At 49.7% G+C, this 17,429-nt stretch carries 15 protein-coding genes; 9 read left to right on the top strand and 6 right to left on the bottom strand.

From position 1 onward, the window contains the following. Positions 1–34 precede the first annotated feature (34 nt). On the top strand, positions 35–1,789 hold the full coding sequence (gene ilvB, locus MRY86_RS21060) for a biosynthetic-type acetolactate synthase large subunit (RefSeq protein WP_293563866.1): 1,755 nt from the start codon (positions 35–37) through the stop codon (positions 1,787–1,789). 48 nt (positions 1,790–1,837) lie between these two features. Next, positions 1,838–2,374 (top strand): acetolactate synthase small subunit, encoded by a 537-nt coding sequence (ilvN, locus tag MRY86_RS21055; RefSeq protein WP_293563868.1) that lies wholly within the window; start codon positions 1,838–1,840, stop codon positions 2,372–2,374. Here ilvN and MRY86_RS21050 read toward each other — a convergent pair. Beyond that, on the bottom strand, positions 2,371–3,213 hold the full coding sequence (locus MRY86_RS21050) for a TerC family protein (RefSeq protein WP_293563870.1): 843 nt from the start codon (positions 3,211–3,213) through the stop codon (positions 2,371–2,373). The two genes, ilvN and MRY86_RS21050, sit on opposite strands and share 4 nt — an antisense overlap. Positions 3,214–3,311: 98 nt before the next feature. On the opposite strand from MRY86_RS21050, the gene MRY86_RS21045 reads away from it, so the two are divergent. Both MRY86_RS21045 and MRY86_RS21040 read left to right on the top strand, forming a co-directional pair. Continuing rightward, the gene (locus tag MRY86_RS21045; protein ID WP_293563871.1) at positions 3,312–3,794 is read left to right on the top strand and encodes a DUF6495 family protein; all 483 of its coding nucleotides are present in this window, start codon (positions 3,312–3,314) and stop codon (positions 3,792–3,794) included. A gap of 5 nt (positions 3,795–3,799) precedes the next feature. Next, the gene (locus MRY86_RS21040) at positions 3,800–5,374 is read left to right on the top strand and encodes a choice-of-anchor B family protein (protein WP_293571875.1); all 1,575 of its coding nucleotides are present in this window, start codon (positions 3,800–3,802) and stop codon (positions 5,372–5,374) included. A 253-nt stretch (positions 5,375–5,627) separates the two neighbouring features. On the opposite strand, the gene MRY86_RS21035 is transcribed toward MRY86_RS21040, so the two are convergent. From MRY86_RS21035 to MRY86_RS21020, 4 genes are all read right to left on the bottom strand, one after another. Beyond that, complete coding sequence (locus tag MRY86_RS21035; protein ID WP_293570099.1) at positions 5,628–5,999, bottom strand: hypothetical protein; 372 nt, start codon at positions 5,997–5,999, stop codon at positions 5,628–5,630. Positions 6,000–6,038: 39 nt separating this feature from the next. Next, positions 6,039–6,722, bottom strand: coding sequence for a tRNA (guanosine(37)-N1)-methyltransferase TrmD (gene trmD, locus MRY86_RS21030; protein WP_293570097.1), 684 nt, complete (start codon positions 6,720–6,722; stop codon positions 6,039–6,041). Positions 6,723–6,767: 45 nt separating this feature from the next. Continuing rightward, positions 6,768–7,079: a DUF6122 family protein gene (locus tag MRY86_RS21025; RefSeq protein WP_293570095.1), complete on the bottom strand. Its 312-nt coding sequence runs from the start codon at positions 7,077–7,079 to the stop codon at positions 6,768–6,770. 91 nt (positions 7,080–7,170) lie between these two features. Further along, positions 7,171–7,755 carry an FKBP-type peptidyl-prolyl cis-trans isomerase gene (locus MRY86_RS21020; RefSeq protein ID WP_363325464.1) on the bottom strand — a complete coding sequence of 195 codons (585 nt, stop codon included), beginning with the start codon at positions 7,753–7,755 and terminating at the stop codon, positions 7,171–7,173. Between the two features lie 218 nt (positions 7,756–7,973). Between MRY86_RS21020 and MRY86_RS21015 the strand changes: the two genes are divergently transcribed. From MRY86_RS21015 to MRY86_RS20995, 5 genes are all read left to right on the top strand, one after another. Next, on the top strand, positions 7,974–9,269 hold the full coding sequence (locus MRY86_RS21015) for an NAD(P)/FAD-dependent oxidoreductase (protein ID WP_293570091.1): 1,296 nt from the start codon (positions 7,974–7,976) through the stop codon (positions 9,267–9,269). Between the two features lie 153 nt (positions 9,270–9,422). Next, a complete protein-coding gene (gene gcvP / locus MRY86_RS21010; RefSeq protein ID WP_293570089.1) occupies positions 9,423–12,308 on the top strand; it encodes an aminomethyl-transferring glycine dehydrogenase in 2,886 nt (961 codons plus the stop codon). Between the two features lie 18 nt (positions 12,309–12,326). Further along, complete coding sequence (locus MRY86_RS21005) at positions 12,327–13,097, top strand: LuxR C-terminal-related transcriptional regulator (protein ID WP_293570087.1); 771 nt, start codon at positions 12,327–12,329, stop codon at positions 13,095–13,097. 104 nt (positions 13,098–13,201) lie between these two features. After that, positions 13,202–15,538: a carboxypeptidase-like regulatory domain-containing protein gene (locus MRY86_RS21000; RefSeq protein WP_293570085.1), complete on the top strand. Its 2,337-nt coding sequence runs from the start codon at positions 13,202–13,204 to the stop codon at positions 15,536–15,538. A gap of 482 nt (positions 15,539–16,020) precedes the next feature. Further along, positions 16,021–16,551 carry a hypothetical protein gene (locus tag MRY86_RS20995; protein WP_293571873.1) on the top strand — a complete coding sequence of 177 codons (531 nt, stop codon included), beginning with the start codon at positions 16,021–16,023 and terminating at the stop codon, positions 16,549–16,551. Between the two features lie 176 nt (positions 16,552–16,727). Here MRY86_RS20995 and MRY86_RS20990 read toward each other — a convergent pair whose 3' ends face one another. Continuing rightward, positions 16,728–17,249: a hypothetical protein gene (locus MRY86_RS20990; protein WP_293571871.1), complete on the bottom strand. Its 522-nt coding sequence runs from the start codon at positions 17,247–17,249 to the stop codon at positions 16,728–16,730. Positions 17,250–17,429 lie beyond the last annotated feature (180 nt).

Below are 17,429 nucleotides of genomic sequence, written 5' to 3'. Positions count from 1 at the left end.
AGCTACTTCTCAGTACCATGAAAATCGACCATGTATGAAACAGCAAGCGACCTCCACTGAAACCCTCGAAGGGCCACCAAAGACAGAACGCCTGTCCGGCGCAGAAGCTATTCTCCGCTGCCTGATTGAAGAGCAGGTAGACACTATTTTCGGGTATCCCGGCGGGGCTATCATGCCGGTATATGATGCGCTTTACCACTACGAAAAGCAGTTGCGTCACATCCTGCCCCGGCACGAACAAGGCGCCATTCATGCTGCAGAGGGCTACGCACGGGTCACCCGCCAAACGGGGGTCTGCATGGCTACCTCCGGTCCTGGTGCTGCCAACCTGGTTACCGGGCTGGCAGATGCGCTGCTGGACTCAGTTCCGTTGGTCTGTATTACCGGGCAGGTATACTACCACTTGCTGGGCAGCGATGCCTTTCAGGAGACAGACGTGATCAACTGTACCATGCCGGTTACGAAGTGGAATTATCAGATCACTTCTGCCAAGGAAATCCCGGAAGTGTTTGCCAAGGCTTTCTACGTTGCCAATACCGGTCGGCCGGGCCCTGTGGTCATTGATATTACCAAAAATGCGCAGATCGAGATGCTCGATTTCCGCTATCAAAAGCAAGGGCCAATCCGTTCTTACAAGCCCAAGCCCAAACCTTCCACCTCGGCATTAACTGCCGCTGCTGCGCTGATTAATGCCGCTGAGTGCCCGCTGATATTGGCAGGCCACGGTATTCAGATTGCTCATGCGCAAGAGGCGTTCCGGCAGTTTGTTGAAAAATCGGGTATTCCACTGGCGTGCACCATCCACGGGCTAAGCAGTATCCCCAACAGCCACCCGCTTCATATGGGGATGCTGGGCATGCATGGCAATTATGCGCCAAATGTGATGCAAAACCGCTGCGATGTGCTCATTGCAATTGGGATGCGCTTCGATGACCGGGTGACGGGCAATTTGGAAAAATATGCCAAACAAGCCAAAGTCATCCACATCGAAATCGATCCTTCGGAAATCAATAAGAATGTACCGGCAGATGTCGCCGTACTTGCCGACGCAAAAGAGGCACTGGAGAAACTGCTCCCTATGATCAAAGAGAAGCAGTACCCCGAATGGATCGCCCGGTTTAAGGAGATGGATGCGGAGGAGGAAGAGAAAGTGATCCGGCACGATATGTCCCCTTCCGAAGACGGGCAAATCCGTATGGGCATGGTCGTACGTGAAGTGTCCCGCCAAACCAAAGGACAGGCCGTGGTAGCCACCGATGTGGGACAGCATCAAATGATCGCTGCGCGCTACTACGACTACGAGTCCACCAATCAATGGGTCAGCTCCGGAGGGGCTGGGACCATGGGTTATGGCCTGCCTGCCGCATTTGGAGCTAAATTGGCACAGCCAGAACGAGAAGTCGTGGCTTTTATCGGCGATGGCGGCTTCCAAATGACCATTCAGGAACTCGGACTTTGTGCCCAAATGGATACGGCCGTCAAGATAGTACTGCTAGACAACAACTTCCTGGGCATGGTGCGGCAGTGGCAGGAGCTTTTCTTCGACCGCCGCTACTCTTCCGTGGAGTTGCAAAACCCGGACTTTGTGAAAATTGCAGAAGGTTTCGGCGTACCGGGCAAAACCATCTCAGACCCTGCAGTACTCTCTGAATCCATAGCGGAAATGCTGGCGCATGACGGCCCCTACCTCCTGCATGTTCGGGTGGAAAAAGAGACCAATACCTTCCCCATGGTACCTTCCGGAGCTGCCGTGGACGAAATCGTACTGGAACCGCAGCCCAAAGCCTAATCTCATGAACCTGCCTGGCCCATTACAGCCCGGCCTATCCAGAATACAATGGAAAAGCAACAATTCACCATAACGGTTTTCACAGAAAACTACAGTGGCTTGATGTCACGGGTGGTTTCCGTCTTCAGCCGCCGCCACATCAATATCGAGAGCCTTACCACCAGCCAGTCTTCCCAGCCGGACATCCACCGTTTTACCATCGTAGTCCAGGTTACAGAAGAAATGGTCAGGAAGCTCGTCGCCCAGCTCGAAAAGCAAGTCGATGTACTTAAGGCCTTTTACTACACCTCTGAGGAGGTCGTCTACCAGGAGATCGCCCTCTACAAGGTGCCCACCCACGTGTTCAGCAACAGCGAAAACGTGGAGCACCTGATCCGCAAGCACAATGCCCGCGTGCTGGTGATCGAGCCGGAGTTTATCGTCCTCGAAAAGACCGGCCATGAGCACGAGACCACTGCTTTCTTCCATGAGCTGGAGAAAATCGGCATTTATGAGTTCGTCCGCTCCGGCCGGGTGGCGATTGTGAAGCCTATGGAACGGTTGAACCGGTATCTAAAGGAGTTGGAAACAGAACAAACTAACTAATCCTCCAAAATTCCCTCCCGTTTGGCATCCTCCGTGTAACCATGCAGCTGCACCGGTGCTTTCTTCCTGTTGGCCCGCAGCCGCATGTTGAGGAACTCGACAAAAAGAGAAAAGGTGATCGAGAAATATAGATAGCCTTTCGGTATCGTGCCGACTTCTGAACCGGCAATTGAAAGGTGCGCCAAATGTGCGCCCTCCGCAATCAGCATGAAGCCGATCAGGATCAGGAAGGCCATGCCCAGCATTTGTATAGTTGGGTTTTTGTTGACGAAGCTGGCTACCGGATTGGCGAACAACATCATAATCACTACAGATACGACTACGGCAATGATCATGATAATCAACGCCCCGGTCACCCCATTTGTCATGCCTACCGCAGTCAGGATGGAATCGAAGGAGAAAACGATGTTGATAAGGGTAATCTGAATGATCACATTCGTTAGGGACGCCTTGCCTTTAGGCGTCTCATCGTGGGGGTCCTCTTCCTCAAGCTTGTGGCGGATCTCGGTGGTACTTTTGTACAGCAGGAACAGCCCGCCTAGGATGAGGATGATGCTCTGCCCGGAAAACCCACCGTGTATCCAGGAAGTATGGATTTCAAACCAAGGTTCCTCCATAGCTACCAGAACAGACACCCCGAACAACAGCACAATACGCAGCACCATAGCCAGAATCAAGCCAATATTGGTGGCTTTGGGGCGCTCCTCTTCGGGTAGTTTGCCCGAAGCAATAGAGATGAAAATAATATTGTCAATCCCCAGTACAATTTCCAGAAAGGTAAGCGTCAGCAGGCTCATCCAAACGGCTCCGCTGGCGAAATCGGGCATTATAAAATCCATGGTGCATCAGTTTTTCTGACCGCAAGTTTACGAAAATCCCGATTAGCTATAGGGCTGCCCCTGTTATCATTTTTTACCTTTACAAAAAAAGCGAAGACATGAAGTACCGCCGCCTACGTAATGAAGAGCTGCAGGAACTGGAAAAGGAGTTTATCAACTTCCTGGCTGCCAATCAGGTAACGGCCGATGAATGGGAAAAAATTAAAGGTGAGGACAACGATAAAGCCAACCGCCTGATCGAAATCTTCAGCGATATGGTCTTCGATAAGGTACTGGAGGATGTCGAGTACCTGGAACATAAAACACCGCACGACCTTAAAGCCTTCCGCTTCGGGGAGGAACAGGCGGAAATGAACGGGCTGAAAATTGAGGGCGAATCGTCCGTTGACCTTACTCAGCAGCAGAGCCCGCAGCAAATGCAGGAGCAGCTGAAGTTAACCGGCGCCAAGCTCAAGCTCTACACTGCCGAGAAAAAATACGCCGAATCCCGAAAAATGGAAATCTTTCACCTCATGGAAGGTGGAGCCCTCATCTCCCGGGATGGTGCACTGTTCAAATCCTTAGAATCCCTTAAAGCCTAAGCCTTATGCGACTTGTCACTTTTGCCTGCCTGCTGTTTTTCCCTTCCTTTTTCCACGCGCAAGATGCCCTTAATGTCAGCCTTTGCGGCCAGTACAATCCGGGTGACGGGCGGGCTTCAGGCTCCTGGAGCTATGTGGGGGCTGATGGCACAGAATATGCTCTACTGGGCGCGCAGACCGGCACCGCTGTGGTCGAAATCGGCACCAATGGCGACCTCACGGAACGCGCATTCATACCCGGCCCGCCTTCCAACTGGCGGGAAATCACTGTCGTAGGCGACCATGCCTATGTCGTGACGGAAGGCGGTGCCAATCCGCATCCTGGCATGCAGGTCATTGACCTGAGTGGGCTGCCTCAGGATGCCACTTTGGCGACAACCTACAATGCTCAGTTCAACCGGGGGCATATCATACAAAAGGACATTTTTGAGGAACAGCCCTACGTGTTTGTCTGCGGGACGACCACCACTTCCGGGGTGCACTTCATTGATGTCTCAGACCCGGCCAACCCTCAGCAAGTGGGGCTTTATCAGCCGGGATACTATATCCACGACTGTCACGTCAGAGGTGATATTCTTTTTGCGGCGGCTTTTTACGAAGGCACTATGGACATTCTGGACATTTCTGACCCTGCAGCACCGGTACTGCTTTACCGTATGTCCTATCCCGGGGGGAACACGCATAGCATGACCACCACCCTTGATATGAATTACCTCTTTCTCTGTGATGAGCAGGATGGGCTGGTCGCTCGCATGTACGACATTTCTGACCTCACCGAGCCGGTACAGGTTGCTACTTACACGGCTAACCTTCAAAGCCTGGTGCACAATCCATACATCCGGGGCGACTTCATGTTCATCACCCACAACACCGAGGGGCTGCGCGTGCTGGATATTGCAGACCCGGAAGTACCGGTGGAAGTTGGCTATTACGACACCTTCGCCGGCCAGAGCGGTGGCTTCAGCGGGCTTTGGTCCGCCTGCCCTTACTTGCCTTCCGGCAAAATCCTGGGCGGCAACCGGGAGGACGGGCTGTACGTTTGGGAGTTTAACAACACTCAGGCAAATCGGTACTACGGGCAAGTGATAGACAGTTTGACGGGAACACCCATTGTCAATGCCGTTATCACTGCCCCTGAAATTCCAGGATTCGCACTAACCACAGATTTCGACGGCGCCTTTGCTTCCGGCACCTTGTCCAGCAGCATCACCCTGCAGGTCACCCGAAGTGGTTACGTGACCAAAACCATCGAAGTGGACATCGAACCCGGCGCCGGCACAGAGTTTACCGTAGCGCTTAGCCCCATCAGCACTGCCACCCAAAACGAGCGGCAAAAATACCAGGTCAGCCCCTACCCTGTCCCCGCCACGCAGCAAGTCACCATCGACCTTCCGGTTTTGCCGAAAGGCGCTACCGCGGCATTACTGTCTACGGCAGGGAAAGTCCTGAAAAGCTGGCCAACTCTGTCTGAAAATCAGCTGCGCATAGAACGCAGCAGTATTCCGGCCGGGCAATACCTTTTTGTAGTTTATGCCTCTCAGGGAGCGATACTTACCACTGCCCCTGTCATTTTTCGTTAATCCGTAGTCTTGCAAGTTTAGTTTTGTTAAGCTTGCTTAGCCTGCAACTCTCTACGGGTGAATCTCCTTTTCGAGCTGCCAATACCGAAAACAAAGCCAAACCAAATACCCCAGCAGCCCCAGCGAAACAACAGGCCAAACCAGTATAAAAAGCAACGCATTCACCTCAAAATAAGACAAACCCGTGCCATTAGCCACATTGATTATAAAATCAGTACAATACACATAAGCCCTAACAATCCATTCCATACCGCTACTCATACCGAAGTGATTTGATTCTTCGCCGCATTCGGACCACTCCAATTAATAGCAGCAACATTATAAATGGCCACACCACTCCGAGCAATAAGACATTCGACAGCCCATAAACCCCGGTGCCAGCCAGCAGCCTGATAATGCCCAAGTAAACTTCTTTCAGCCAATCCGGAGGTGGAGGCTCAACATGGTGGCGGAGGCAGTATTCAGTTTCATCGTGGCAACGCCAGGTACAACGATCCGGGTCGCCTTCAGAGGGGTTAATAGCAGGAATGGAAACGCCATAGGTAACGCCGCCTTTGTACTCGTAAGCAACAGGCTGCCGGCAACGGGAAACTTCATTGACCACTACCATAATTATGTAGGGCAAGAGCAATAAAAACAGGTATTTCACTCGGGACGACATACCTTACTCCTCCCCCTCCAGCAAATCCGGGCGACGGGCACGGGTGCGCTCCACCGCCTTGTCCATCCGCCACTCTTCAATCTTTTTGAAATTGCCGGACTTGAGAATTTCCGGTACTTTCCAGCCCCTGAACTCCTCCGGGCGCGTGTACACAGGTGGCGCTAACAGATTGTCCTGAAAAGAATCAAACAAAGCCGAAGTTTCATCATTCAACACCCCCGGCAGCAGACGCCCGATCGAATCTACCAGCACTGCCGCGGGCAACTCGCCACCCGAAAGCACAAAATCACCAATAGAAATCTCCATCGTCACAAAATGCTCCCGGATCCGCTCGTCAATGCCTTTGTAATGCCCGCAGATGATCATCAGGTTTTCCTTTAGGGAAAGACGGTTGGACAGGCCTTGGTGCAGGCGTTCCCCGTCAGGGGTCATGTAGATGATCTCGTCGTAGGTGCGTTCGGACTGCAGGTCCTCAATGCAGTTGACCAGGGGCTCCAGCATCATCACCATACCTGCTCCACCTCCGTATTGGTAGTCATCTACCTGCCGGTGCTTACCGATGCCATATTCCCTCAGGTTCTGCAAGTGAACCTCCAGCAGGCCCTTGTCCTGTGCCCGTTGCATGATGGAGTGGCTGAGCGGGCTTTCCAAAAGCTCCGGCAATACGGTGATGATGTCGATGCGCATGGTCCCTTTTTTCTGCAAATGTAGCAATTCAGTCTGAAGTCCGCCTTACCACAAACAGTCCTGATAATCGGTTAACATGTGAAATAATAACCCAACTGCCACCATTCGCGTTTGGGGCCAAAATAGCAGCAGAACATAGGCAGCAATAGCCGGATAGGAATGCAGGGGATGAAAGCCAATACTGCAGCGCCCCGGATCAAAGACAGGGTCCGCCAGCAGGTGGTCCAGGTCTACGAGCATAGTAGCGACCATGATCAGCCAGGCCCGCTGCCATTGCGAACGGAAAAACAGGTAAGCCAGAAGGCCGGGCGCCAGAAAGTGCAGGCTGTAGTGGACCAGCGGTTGGAGCAATGCCATTTCCAAGCAATTTTGCGATGCTGTAAAAACACAACAGGCACTCCCGGTCATCCCGAAAGCACCTGTCGACATTTTCTTATCCTGAAAGGGCTTACTGGATTTCCAGCAGTTCCACTTCAAAAATCAGGGTTTCGTATGGGCCAATCTTTCCGCCGGCGCCACGCGGCCCGTAAGCCAGGTCAGATGGAATATACAACTTCCACTTAGACCCCTGAGGCATAAGCTGCAGCGCTTCCGTCCAGCCTTTGATGACCTGATTTACCCCAAATGAAGTAGGCTCGCCACGCTCTACGGAACTGTCAAACACAGTGCCATCGGTAAGTGTGCCGTGGTAATGGACTTTCACCTTGCTGGTTTCGGTAGGCTTAGGGCCGTTGCCTTCCTTGAGCACTTCGTACTGCAAGCCACTATCTGTAACCTTTACTTCCTCGCGCTTAGCATTTTCAGCCAGGAAAGCCTTGCCCGCTTCGATTGCATCGGCGTGCTTTGCCTGCTGCTTTTTCATCATGTACTGCTGAACGACCTGATTGGCCTCCTCCGCTGTAAACTTAGGCTCGTTGCCCGCCAGTACATCGTGAATAGCCGTAGTCATAGACGTTTCGTCCAGGTTGTCAAAGCCCTGGCTCTGCAGGTTTTGCGCTAAAAGTACGCCCAGTGCGTAGCTAAGTGAATCCATTTCCTGTGCTTTTGCTGTGGTCATTGTGAACAGCCCTGCTAACATAAGGACTGATAGAATTGTTTTATTCATAAATACTTTGATTTTCTGTTCTGCTGAAACGCTGCGAAGAAAAGAAAATTATAACGCTTTCAATAACCCAGGTAAAAAAAGCTGCAAACATTGACCCGGATAAGCCCTTTCAATACCGTAGACTTTTTTACGACAGACCTCACTTTATGAAAATTAACATACCTGAATCCGACCAGGAACGCATCGTTATTGTAGGCGGTGGATTTGGTGGGCTGACCCTTGCCCGCGCACTCAAAAAACAAAACTACCAGGTCGTTCTGATCGATAAAAACAACTATCATCAGTTCCAACCGCTGTTTTACCAGGTGGCCATGTCCGGTCTGGAGCCCAGCTCCATCGTTTTTCCCTTCCGGAAAGCTTTTCAGGGCGAAAAGAACATCTTCATCCGGGTAACGGAAGTGGAACGGGTGGACACGGACCAAAAGCAACTTCATACCCCACTCGGCATCTGCAACTACGATTATCTGGTCCTGGCCATTGGCGCAGACACCAATTTCTTTGGCAATGAGGAAATTGAACAAAAAGCCCTGCCCATGAAATCCGTTTCAGAAGCGCTGCACCTGCGCAACCGTATCCTCACCGATTATGAAATCGCGCTATCCGTAACGGACTACGAAAAACGGCAACAACTGATTGACATCGTCATCGTTGGTGGAGGGCCTACTGGTGTGGAAGTAGCAGGCGCTCTGGCGGAAATGAAGCGTTATGTCCTCCCCAAGGACTACCCACAGCTGAATACCGATGAGATTGACATCCACCTGGTGGAAGGGGCTGACCGGCTGCTGTTGGGCATGTCGGAAGAAGCCGCCCAAAAAGCGCAGGAATTTCTCGAGGGGCTGGACGTTAAGGTTCAGCTAAATGCTATGGTCACCGGATTTGATGGAGCGTACGCCACACTGAGCGACGATTCAAAAATCCCTACCCACAAGCTTATCTGGGCAGCCGGTGTGGCAGGCAATAAAATGCCGGGCCTGCCGGAGGAGGCACTGGTCAAGGGAAACCGGCTTGCCGTAGACCGGTTCAACCAGGTGAAAGGCACGCAAGGTATCTTTGCAATTGGCGATATTGCTTACATGGAAGAGCCCGACTACCCCAAAGGGCACCCGCAGGTGGCACAGGCTGCGATGCAACACGCCAGGCACCTGGGCAAAAACTTCAAAAAATTATCAAAGGGCAAAGAAATGGAACCTTTCTCCTACAAGGATCTCGGTTCTATGGCCACTATCGGCCGCAACCGTGCCGTAGCCGACCTGCCTGGCTTTAAATTCCAGGGGGCTTTCGCATGGTTGATATGGTTATTTGTACACCTCTTCCAGATTTTAGGAGCCAAAAACAAGGTGTTCATATTCCTCAACTGGGTCTGGAACTACCTGACTTACGACCAATCCCTGCGCCTGATCATCCGCCCCAAGGAAGGCCCTGCGGACGTCGCCCGGGAATGATAGAATTTTTACATAAAAAGGAGCAACCCAAATTCCGGATTGCTTGTTAGGCGGACAGAAAAAAGTCGTACCTTTGCGGCTTAAAATTACGGTGCGGGGCATGAGCTCCATTCCAATAATCCTAACCGAATATAACAATACAAGCGACGGATAATGAAACACACCACCTCCTTCGATCAGTTTGTGAACCGCCACAACGGGGTTTCTAATAAAGATCTGCCGAAAATGCTTGAAACCATTGGCGTACAGTCACTGGATCAGCTTATCGACGAGACTGTGCCGGACAAAATCCGCTTAAAAAAGGAAATGGACCTGCCGGAAGCCCTGACGGAGTTTGACTTCCTCAACGAGCTGAAGCGCACCGCTGCCAAGAACAAGGTTTACAAAACCTACATCGGCATGGGCTACCACGGCACAATCACCCCTTCGGTTATTTTGCGCAACGTCTTTCAAAATCCAGGCTGGTACACGCAGTACACCCCCTATCAGGCAGAGATTTCTCAGGGCCGACTGGAGGCATTGCTCAACTTCCAGACCATGGTGAGCGATCTCACGGCCCTGCCGATCGCCAATGCTTCACTCCTGGACGAAGGCACGGCTGCAGCGGAGGCAATGACGATGTTCTACAGCCAGAAAAACAAACGCAACAAAGGGGAAGCCATCAATCAATTCCTCGTAGCCGATACCGTACTGCCGCAAACCATTGAGGTATTGATGACCCGGGCCAAGCCGCTTGACATCGAAGTGGTGGTAGGCGACTGGAAGTCTTTTGAACTAACCGACAAGGTATTCGGCATGCTGCTGCAGTACCCTGACCGCACCGGCAAAGTCGAAGATTACCGGGCACTGGCGGAGCAAGCCAACGACAAAGAGATCTACCTGACTGTTGCCGCCGATATCCTCAGCCTTGCTCTGCTCACCCCTCCTGGTGAATGGGGCGCAGATGCTGTAGTGGGCAATACGCAGCGTTTTGGAGTTCCAATGGGTTACGGTGGGCCGCATGCTGCATTTTTTGCGACCCGCGAGCAGTTTAAGCGGCAGATTCCCGGGCGCATCATTGGCGTCTCTGTAGACCGCCACGGCCAAGCAGCCTACCGCATGGCCCTTCAGACCCGCGAGCAGCACATCCGCCGGGAGAAAGCGACTTCTAATATTTGTACCGCACAAGCACTACTGGCCGTAATGGCAAGCATGTACGCTGTATACCATGGGCCTAGAGGCATTAAAGCTATTGCCCGAAGAGTGCATGAATTAGCGAAAATTCTGGACCAAAATCTGCAAGCCCTGGGTTATGAGCAGCAGAATGGGCATTACTTCGACACCCTTAGCATCAAAGCGGACGCCGAACTTATTCAGGCAGTCAAAACCGAAGCCTTGAACCAGGAGACCAACTTCTGGTACACCGAAGACAGCATACAAATCAGCCTGGACGAAACAGTTAACCTTGCAGAGATTGAGCGCCTCACTGCTCTTTTCGCTAAAGTAAAAGGGCAATCCGCCAGCTTAACAACAGAAGCGAAAGAAGGGCTCCAACTGCCAGCTGCATTGGAGCGTTCCTCCAGTTACCTGACACATCCAAAATTCAACAGCTATCATACCGAAACGGAAATGATGCGCTACCTCAAGTCTCTGGAAAACAAGGACTTGTCCCTGGTGCATTCGATGATCCCCTTAGGTAGCTGTACCATGAAACTGAATGCGGCTACAGAATTGATCCCGGTAAGCTGGCCGGAGTTCGCCAACATACACCCCTTTGCTCCTGTTGATCAGGCCGCAGGTTACTTCCAAATTTTCCGCGAACTGGAAGCCTGGCTGAGCGAAATCACTGGCTTTGCTGCTTGTTCTCTGCAGCCCAACTCGGGCGCACAGGGCGAGTACGCTGGCTTGCTGACCATCCGCGGTTACCACGAAGCCAACGGCGACTTCCACCGCAACGTGGCGCTCATCCCGGACTCTGCCCACGGTACCAACCCGGCAAGTGCAGTGATGGCAGGCATGAAAGTCGTGGTTGTGAAGTGTGATAATCAGGGGAATATCGACCTGGAAGACCTCCGCGCAAAAGCAGAGAAGCACAGCAATGAGCTGTCCGCTCTGATGGTCACCTACCCATCTACTCACGGTGTATTCGAGACTGAAATTCAGGAAATCTGCAAAATCATCCACGATAACGGCGGCAAAGTCTATATGGACGGTGCCAATATGAATGCGCAGGTCGGCCTGACAAGCCCGGGCATTATTGACGCCGATGTTTGCCACCTCAACCTTCATAAGACCTTTGCCATCCCACACGGTGGCGGTGGCCCCGGCATGGGCCCAATTTGCGTCAACGAGAGCCTGAAGCCCTTCCTGCCTAACCACAGCATGATTCAAACTGGCGGAAATCAGGGCATCGGAGCAGTCAGCGCAGCGCCATTTGGCAGTGCCAGCATCCTGCTGATTTCTTACGCTTACATCAGAATGCTGGGCAAGAAAGGCCTCACGGATGCCTCAAAAGCAGCCATCTTGAATGCCAATTACATCAAAGCCCGCCTTGAAAGCGCCTATGATGTGCTCTTCACTGGCAGATACGGCCATTCAGCCCACGAGCTCATCATCGACCTGCGCCCTTATAAATCTGTGGCTTCGGCAGAGGATGTAGCCAAGCGCCTGATAGACTATGGCTTCCACGCCCCCACCCTCTCCTGGCCTGTGCCCGGCACGATTATGATCGAGCCTACAGAAAGTGAAAGCAAAGACGAGCTCGACCGCTTCTGCGATGCTATGCTTTGCATTCGGGAAGAGATCGACGAGATTGCCCGGGGCGAAGCTGCCGAGGACAACAACGTGCTGGTCAACGCCCCACACGCTCTGCAGTTGATCACCATGGACGAGTGGCATCTGCCTTACTCTCGGTCCAAAGCGGCCTTCCCACTGCCCCACTTGCGCTTCGAGCATAAGTTCTGGGTTAGCATAGGCCGTGTAGACAATGCCTTCGGCGACCGCAACCTGGTCTGTACCTGCCCGCCAATGGAGGCTTATGAGGAGGATGCGTTGAGCTAGTTATATCCCTATTGCTTAATGACAAATAAAGAAAACCTGGAGGAAATTTTTCTGAGGTATTTGTCTCAGATAAAATATGAAGAGGACAGCCTGGACCAAAGTATCGTTCTTAAACAATCAAAAGTCCTCCAAAACCTATCAGAAATAACGAACTCGGGAACAGGCATCTTCGATTTTTCGAAGAAACAAATGGTGTATTATTCGTCAAATTTTGGCATTACCCTGGGATATCAAGTGTCGGATTATGAAGATGAAGGGCAGCAATTCTTTGCCCGAAGGATACATCCGGAAGATTTACAAAAACTGAGCATAAGTGGTATTACAGCACTGAAGATTTTCATCAACCTGTCCGGCGATGAAAAGCTCAACCACAAAGTAGTCAACGAATACAGAATGCTGAATGCAAAGGGTGAGTATGTTCGAATGGTTGAGCAATATCAGATTTTAGAATTAGACCCAAAAGGGCAAATTTGGTTAATGCTCACGATGGTTGATGTAGCACCTAACCAAGAGCATCTTGAGGCTGGCAAAAGCCAGTTGCTTAATTTTAGAACGGGTAAATTTATTCCGCTCGAAATACCACGAAAAGTACAGTTTGAACTAACCAGGAGAGAAACCGAAGTACTAAAACTTGTAAAGAAAGGGCTGTTGAGCAAGGAGATATCTGACCGGCTATCCATCAGCGTGCACACGGTAAATACGCACCGCCAACGGGTAATTAAAAAGTTAGGTGCCAACAATTCTATGGAAGCAATAATTTTTGCATCAAAATACGGCCTGTTGGAATAAGTCATAATCAACTCATTACTAGCTAGTTAAATACCGGCTAATGATTTTTCAGTATTGTAAGGTCGCGTTAGACAAGAGATTTTTGTGTCTAAAATCAAAAGATTATGACACGATTGATCTCAACTTTATTGGTAATACTTTTTACCACGCAGCTATTTTCACAGCCTGCACCTTCTATTTACGGAACCGTTATTGATGACGCGTCAACCAGGCCTATGCCTTTGGCTACGGTGGTGGTTATTGGTTCTGACCCCATAATAGGCACGACTACTGACATGAAGGGGCATTTTATTATTGCGGACCTCCCGGTGGGCAGGTACAACCTGCAAGCTGACTTTTTGGGTTACGAGCCTTCTGTCGTGTACGAAGTTGTAGTGTCGTCAGCCAAGCAGGCACAGGTTACTATTAGGATGAAGGAAAGCGTGATGAAGCTTGGTGAAGTAGTGGTGACACCAACGGTAAACAAGGCAAAACCATTGAATGCAATGGCTACAGTTAGCGCCAAAATGTTGAGCGTGGAAGAGGCTAGCCGCTATGCTGGTGGATTTGACGACCCGGCACGCCTCGCTTCATCCGTTGCAGGCGTAGCTAGCAATACCAGTGAGAATGGAATAATAGTGAGAGGAAATGCACCAAAATTTTTGCAATGGAGGTTAGAAGGAGTTGAAATTCCCAATCCTAATCATTTTGCTGACCTCAATTCCCTGGGTGGCGGAACCCTGACGGCGCTGAGTAGTCAGGTGCTAGCCAACTCCGACTTTCTTACCGGAGCCTTCCCCGCAGAATATAATAACGCGCTTTCTGGTGTTTTTGACCTACAGATGAGAACCGGAAACAACCAAGAACACGAACATACTTTCCAACTGGGGCTACTGGGTATCGACATTTCATCTGAAGGGCCACTAACCAGAGGAGGGCGATCATCTTACCTGTTTAATTATCGCTATTCAACCTTGGCTTTAGCTGCCCCCTTATTGCCTGATGGTGCCGGAAGCATTGAATACCAGGACTTGTCATTCAAATTAAATTTCCCCTCAACGAAGTCCGGCATTTTTACCCTATGGGGCCTTGGAATGATTGATGGGGCTTCGAATGATGCTAAAACGGCGGCAGCAGAGCGGCTATACACCGATGACAAACAAACCGATGTAATAAAACAGCGGATGGGAGCGGCCGGACTTTCCCATAAATATTTCTTTGCCGAAAGGGCATATCTCAAAACCACATTGGCTGCCACAATGATCAATACAGATTGGTCGACCAAAAGGCTGGACCAGGAACAGCAATTGCAGCCCGCAAGCAACATTTATAACACAAATACCAGACTTGTGCTTTCATCGGTATTCAACAAAAAATTTAATGCAACGCATACCAATAGAACAGGGATACTCCTTACGGGAATGATGTACGATATATTTTCGAATAATGCTTTAACCCTCGGTGATCCACCCCAGGAAATTTTTGATGCAGACGGATTTAGCGGTGTTGTATCGGGGTATTCCAGTTCCTCCCTTAACCTAGCTCGAAACCTATCGATGAATATTGGAATTAATGGCCAGTATTTTCTTTTGAATAAACAATCTACCCTAGAGCCACGGTTAGGGCTTCGTCAACAAATTACCGACAATCATTCAGTCGGCTTCGGCTACGGACTACACAGCCGGCTAGAAAAATTGAATTATTATTTCAACAACTCAACTGCTACTGGCGAAGAAGCAGTAAACAAGGACCTTGACTTCAGCAAAGCACACCATATGGTCATCAGTTATGACTGGAATATTTCAGACCTCGTTCATTTAAAAGTCGAGCCCTATTACCAATGGTTGTTTTCTATTCCTATCATTCCAGACAGTTCGTTTTCTTTTATTAATCTCCACAATGATTTATTTTTTGGAGCCAAGCTAGAAAATACCGGCGTTGGCGAAAATTATGGGCTCGATGTCACCCTTGAAAAATATGTTTCAAATGGTTATTACTATTTGGCTACGGCTTCCATCTTTAAATCAAGATACAAAGGAGGGGACGGGGCTTGGCACAATACCCGGTTTAACCGCAACTATGTTTTTAACTTTCTAATCGGGAAGGAATGGCTGGCAGGTAAGCGGGAACAAAACATATTCAGTCTAAACGGAAGGATTGGTTACCAGGGAGGAAACCGGTATTCGCCCGTCAATGAAGCTGCTTCGCATTTGCTTGAAGAGGTAGTATACGACGAAACCAAAGCCTTTAGCTTGCAGGCTGACCCTACCCTGAATGTCCATTTTACGGCAAGCTACAAAATGAATAAAGAGAAAAGTTCTCATGAGCTTGCACTCAAAGTATTGAATGTAACAGGAACGCCCGATTTTAATGGGTTTCAATACAATCATGTGGCTCACACTATTGACGAAGACCGGGCATCCACAGTTATTCCTAATCTGAGCTATAAAATTCAGTTCTGATAGCCCTTTGTTGATCAAGGCTTTATCTAACTACAATACCCGTAAAGGCTAACGCTCGGCATAGTGTAGGAACAAATTTGGACCGATCTGGAGCAAGCTGCCGCTGACATATCTCCCGCAGCAGCACCAGGCCGGTCCAATGCTTTTACGGCAAATGCTATGTTGGCGCGCTTTATTGCTGATCCAGATTTATGATATTTTACTAAGTATTTTGGTTGCCAATGGAAATTTACAAAATACTCAATGTTTGGCAGGTGATAGAGATAGCTTTATTGATATTAAATTAAATTTTATATATAAAAGAGAAAATGGGCTTCCACCACTCTCCTTGATTTTCCGAGCTTGCAGACATGTTCATCACACATCCGAATCAGCAGGCAATGAAAAGATGCCAATAACAATTAGGGGCATTCTTTTTACTTGAAGAGACATGATTGATTAATCTTATGCCAAGTATGAACTCAACCCTTAAAACTCATCACATGAAAAAATCAATTCCCACCCTATTAGTTTGTATAATTACCTTTTGCATTCCTACTCCCAATCTTCTGATAGGGCAAACCACAACTAGGTTAGAAAATAAGCCGAATAGGAATTATGAAACATGGGTTCACCCTATTAATAAAGCTGAAATAACTAAAGGGTATCTGAATGAGGTTGAGGATAGCCTGATCGTGATATCAAACCTTTCCGGACAAGGAAAACGTAAGATTTACTTCAATGAGATTCAAAATATTCAATTCAGGCAAAAAGGACAGATTGGAAGAGGATTTATTTCTGGCGCTTTAACAGGTTTTGTCATCGGAGGATTAGCGGGCCTTGTACAGGGAGATGATCGATCAGGATTTTTGAGATTTAGTGCAGAGGAAAAAGCCGTATTTTATGGTGGCCTGTTTGCGATTCCGGGGGGACTCTTGGGCGCATTAATTGGCTCTGCTAAAACAACCATACCGATTAGTGGCCGCTCGAAGGGACAAAAAAGAAAATTATCGCAATATAAACTAGCGTATTGATGCACGCAAAAGACAGCCCTGCCGATGAATCATCAAACAGGGCTGTCCTATTTATTCAGACCTGACCGAAATACACCTGCTTAGCTGTCCCTCCCTCAAAACAAGCCTCCCCCATCCGTTACGGCGCTTTAAAATGACGCTGTTTGCAGGTATCGGTTTTCACACAACTTCATTAGTCAATCAACAACCAAAATTTTAAAAGCCCTGCCATCCCTATTTCCTTTCAGCAAGTAGAGCCCCGGAGAGACGAAGGGAAACGCATCCTCATTTTTGAGGCTTCCCAGGTTTTTGCCCGCTAACGAAAACAGCGTGTAAGCATTATTGCTGGCATCTGAAAGATAAATCCTTTGACCAGGGCTTACAGGGTTAGGATAGGCTCTGGCTTTTTGTACCGAAACCTCCTGAGCGGAGACCCCGGTATCCAGTTTCAAATCATAAATCAATAACTCTCCTTTGCCAGCAACTGGGATGGTCAAATCACCAATGGCATAATCATAAGTCGGGCTTAGCTCATTTTCTCTGAAACCTACCTGGGTGATGACTTTCAGGCTACCGTCGCCTATGCCGTGAATTTGCCTGATGTCAGTATAGGGCTGTATGCCCGGGTCAGCGTCCATTGTCGGGTAAAATACCTCTATGAAGGCACCTGTCCCTGCATCCAAAGCCATAAGGAAACCGCCGAACTGTTCATTGACCATCAACGTTTGGCCGTCAATCAGAAAGGGTTCTGCTTGCCTTAAGCGGCCACTGACCCAGATCTTTGTCTGATCATCGGATAGGGTAATGTAGACTTATGCTTCTTAAGACAGTCTATAATTGTAAAATAGTAGTTCCAATCAAGTTTGGCAGGGGCTAGCCCCTGCCAAACTTGCGCTTTG

Source organism: Phaeodactylibacter sp., assembly GCF_022763345.1.
Lineage (GTDB): Bacteria > Bacteroidota > Bacteroidia > Chitinophagales > Saprospiraceae > Phaeodactylibacter.
This window is presented reverse-complemented; position numbering and strand designations above follow the sequence as displayed.

Coding starts and splice junctions, on each gene's coding strand:
- MRY86_RS21005 (WP_293570087.1), top strand. CDS start 12,327: ATGACAAATAAAGAAAACCTGGAGGAAATTTTTCTGAGGTATTTGTCT.
- ilvB (WP_293563866.1), top strand. CDS start 35: ATGAAACAGCAAGCGACCTCCACTGAAACCCTCGAAGGGCCACCAAAG.
- trmD (WP_293570097.1), bottom strand. CDS start 6,722: ATGCGCATCGACATCATCACCGTATTGCCGGAGCTTTTGGAAAGCCCG.
- MRY86_RS21000 (WP_293570085.1), top strand. CDS start 13,202: ATGACACGATTGATCTCAACTTTATTGGTAATACTTTTTACCACGCAG.
- ilvN (WP_293563868.1), top strand. CDS start 1,838: ATGGAAAAGCAACAATTCACCATAACGGTTTTCACAGAAAACTACAGT.
- MRY86_RS21045 (WP_293563871.1), top strand. CDS start 3,312: ATGAAGTACCGCCGCCTACGTAATGAAGAGCTGCAGGAACTGGAAAAG.
- MRY86_RS20990 (WP_293571871.1), bottom strand. CDS start 17,249: ATGGTCAATGAACAGTTCGGCGGTTTCCTTATGGCTTTGGATGCAGGG.
- MRY86_RS21025 (WP_293570095.1), bottom strand. CDS start 7,079: ATGGCATTGCTCCAACCGCTGGTCCACTACAGCCTGCACTTTCTGGCG.
- MRY86_RS21050 (WP_293563870.1), bottom strand. CDS start 3,213: ATGGATTTTATAATGCCCGATTTCGCCAGCGGAGCCGTTTGGATGAGC.
- MRY86_RS20995 (WP_293571873.1), top strand. CDS start 16,021: ATGAAAAAATCAATTCCCACCCTATTAGTTTGTATAATTACCTTTTGC.
- MRY86_RS21020 (WP_363325464.1), bottom strand. CDS start 7,755: ATGGATTCACTTAGCTACGCACTGGGCGTACTTTTAGCGCAAAACCTG.
- gcvP (WP_293570089.1), top strand. CDS start 9,423: ATGAAACACACCACCTCCTTCGATCAGTTTGTGAACCGCCACAACGGG.
- MRY86_RS21015 (WP_293570091.1), top strand. CDS start 7,974: ATGAAAATTAACATACCTGAATCCGACCAGGAACGCATCGTTATTGTA.
- MRY86_RS21040 (WP_293571875.1), top strand. CDS start 3,800: ATGCGACTTGTCACTTTTGCCTGCCTGCTGTTTTTCCCTTCCTTTTTC.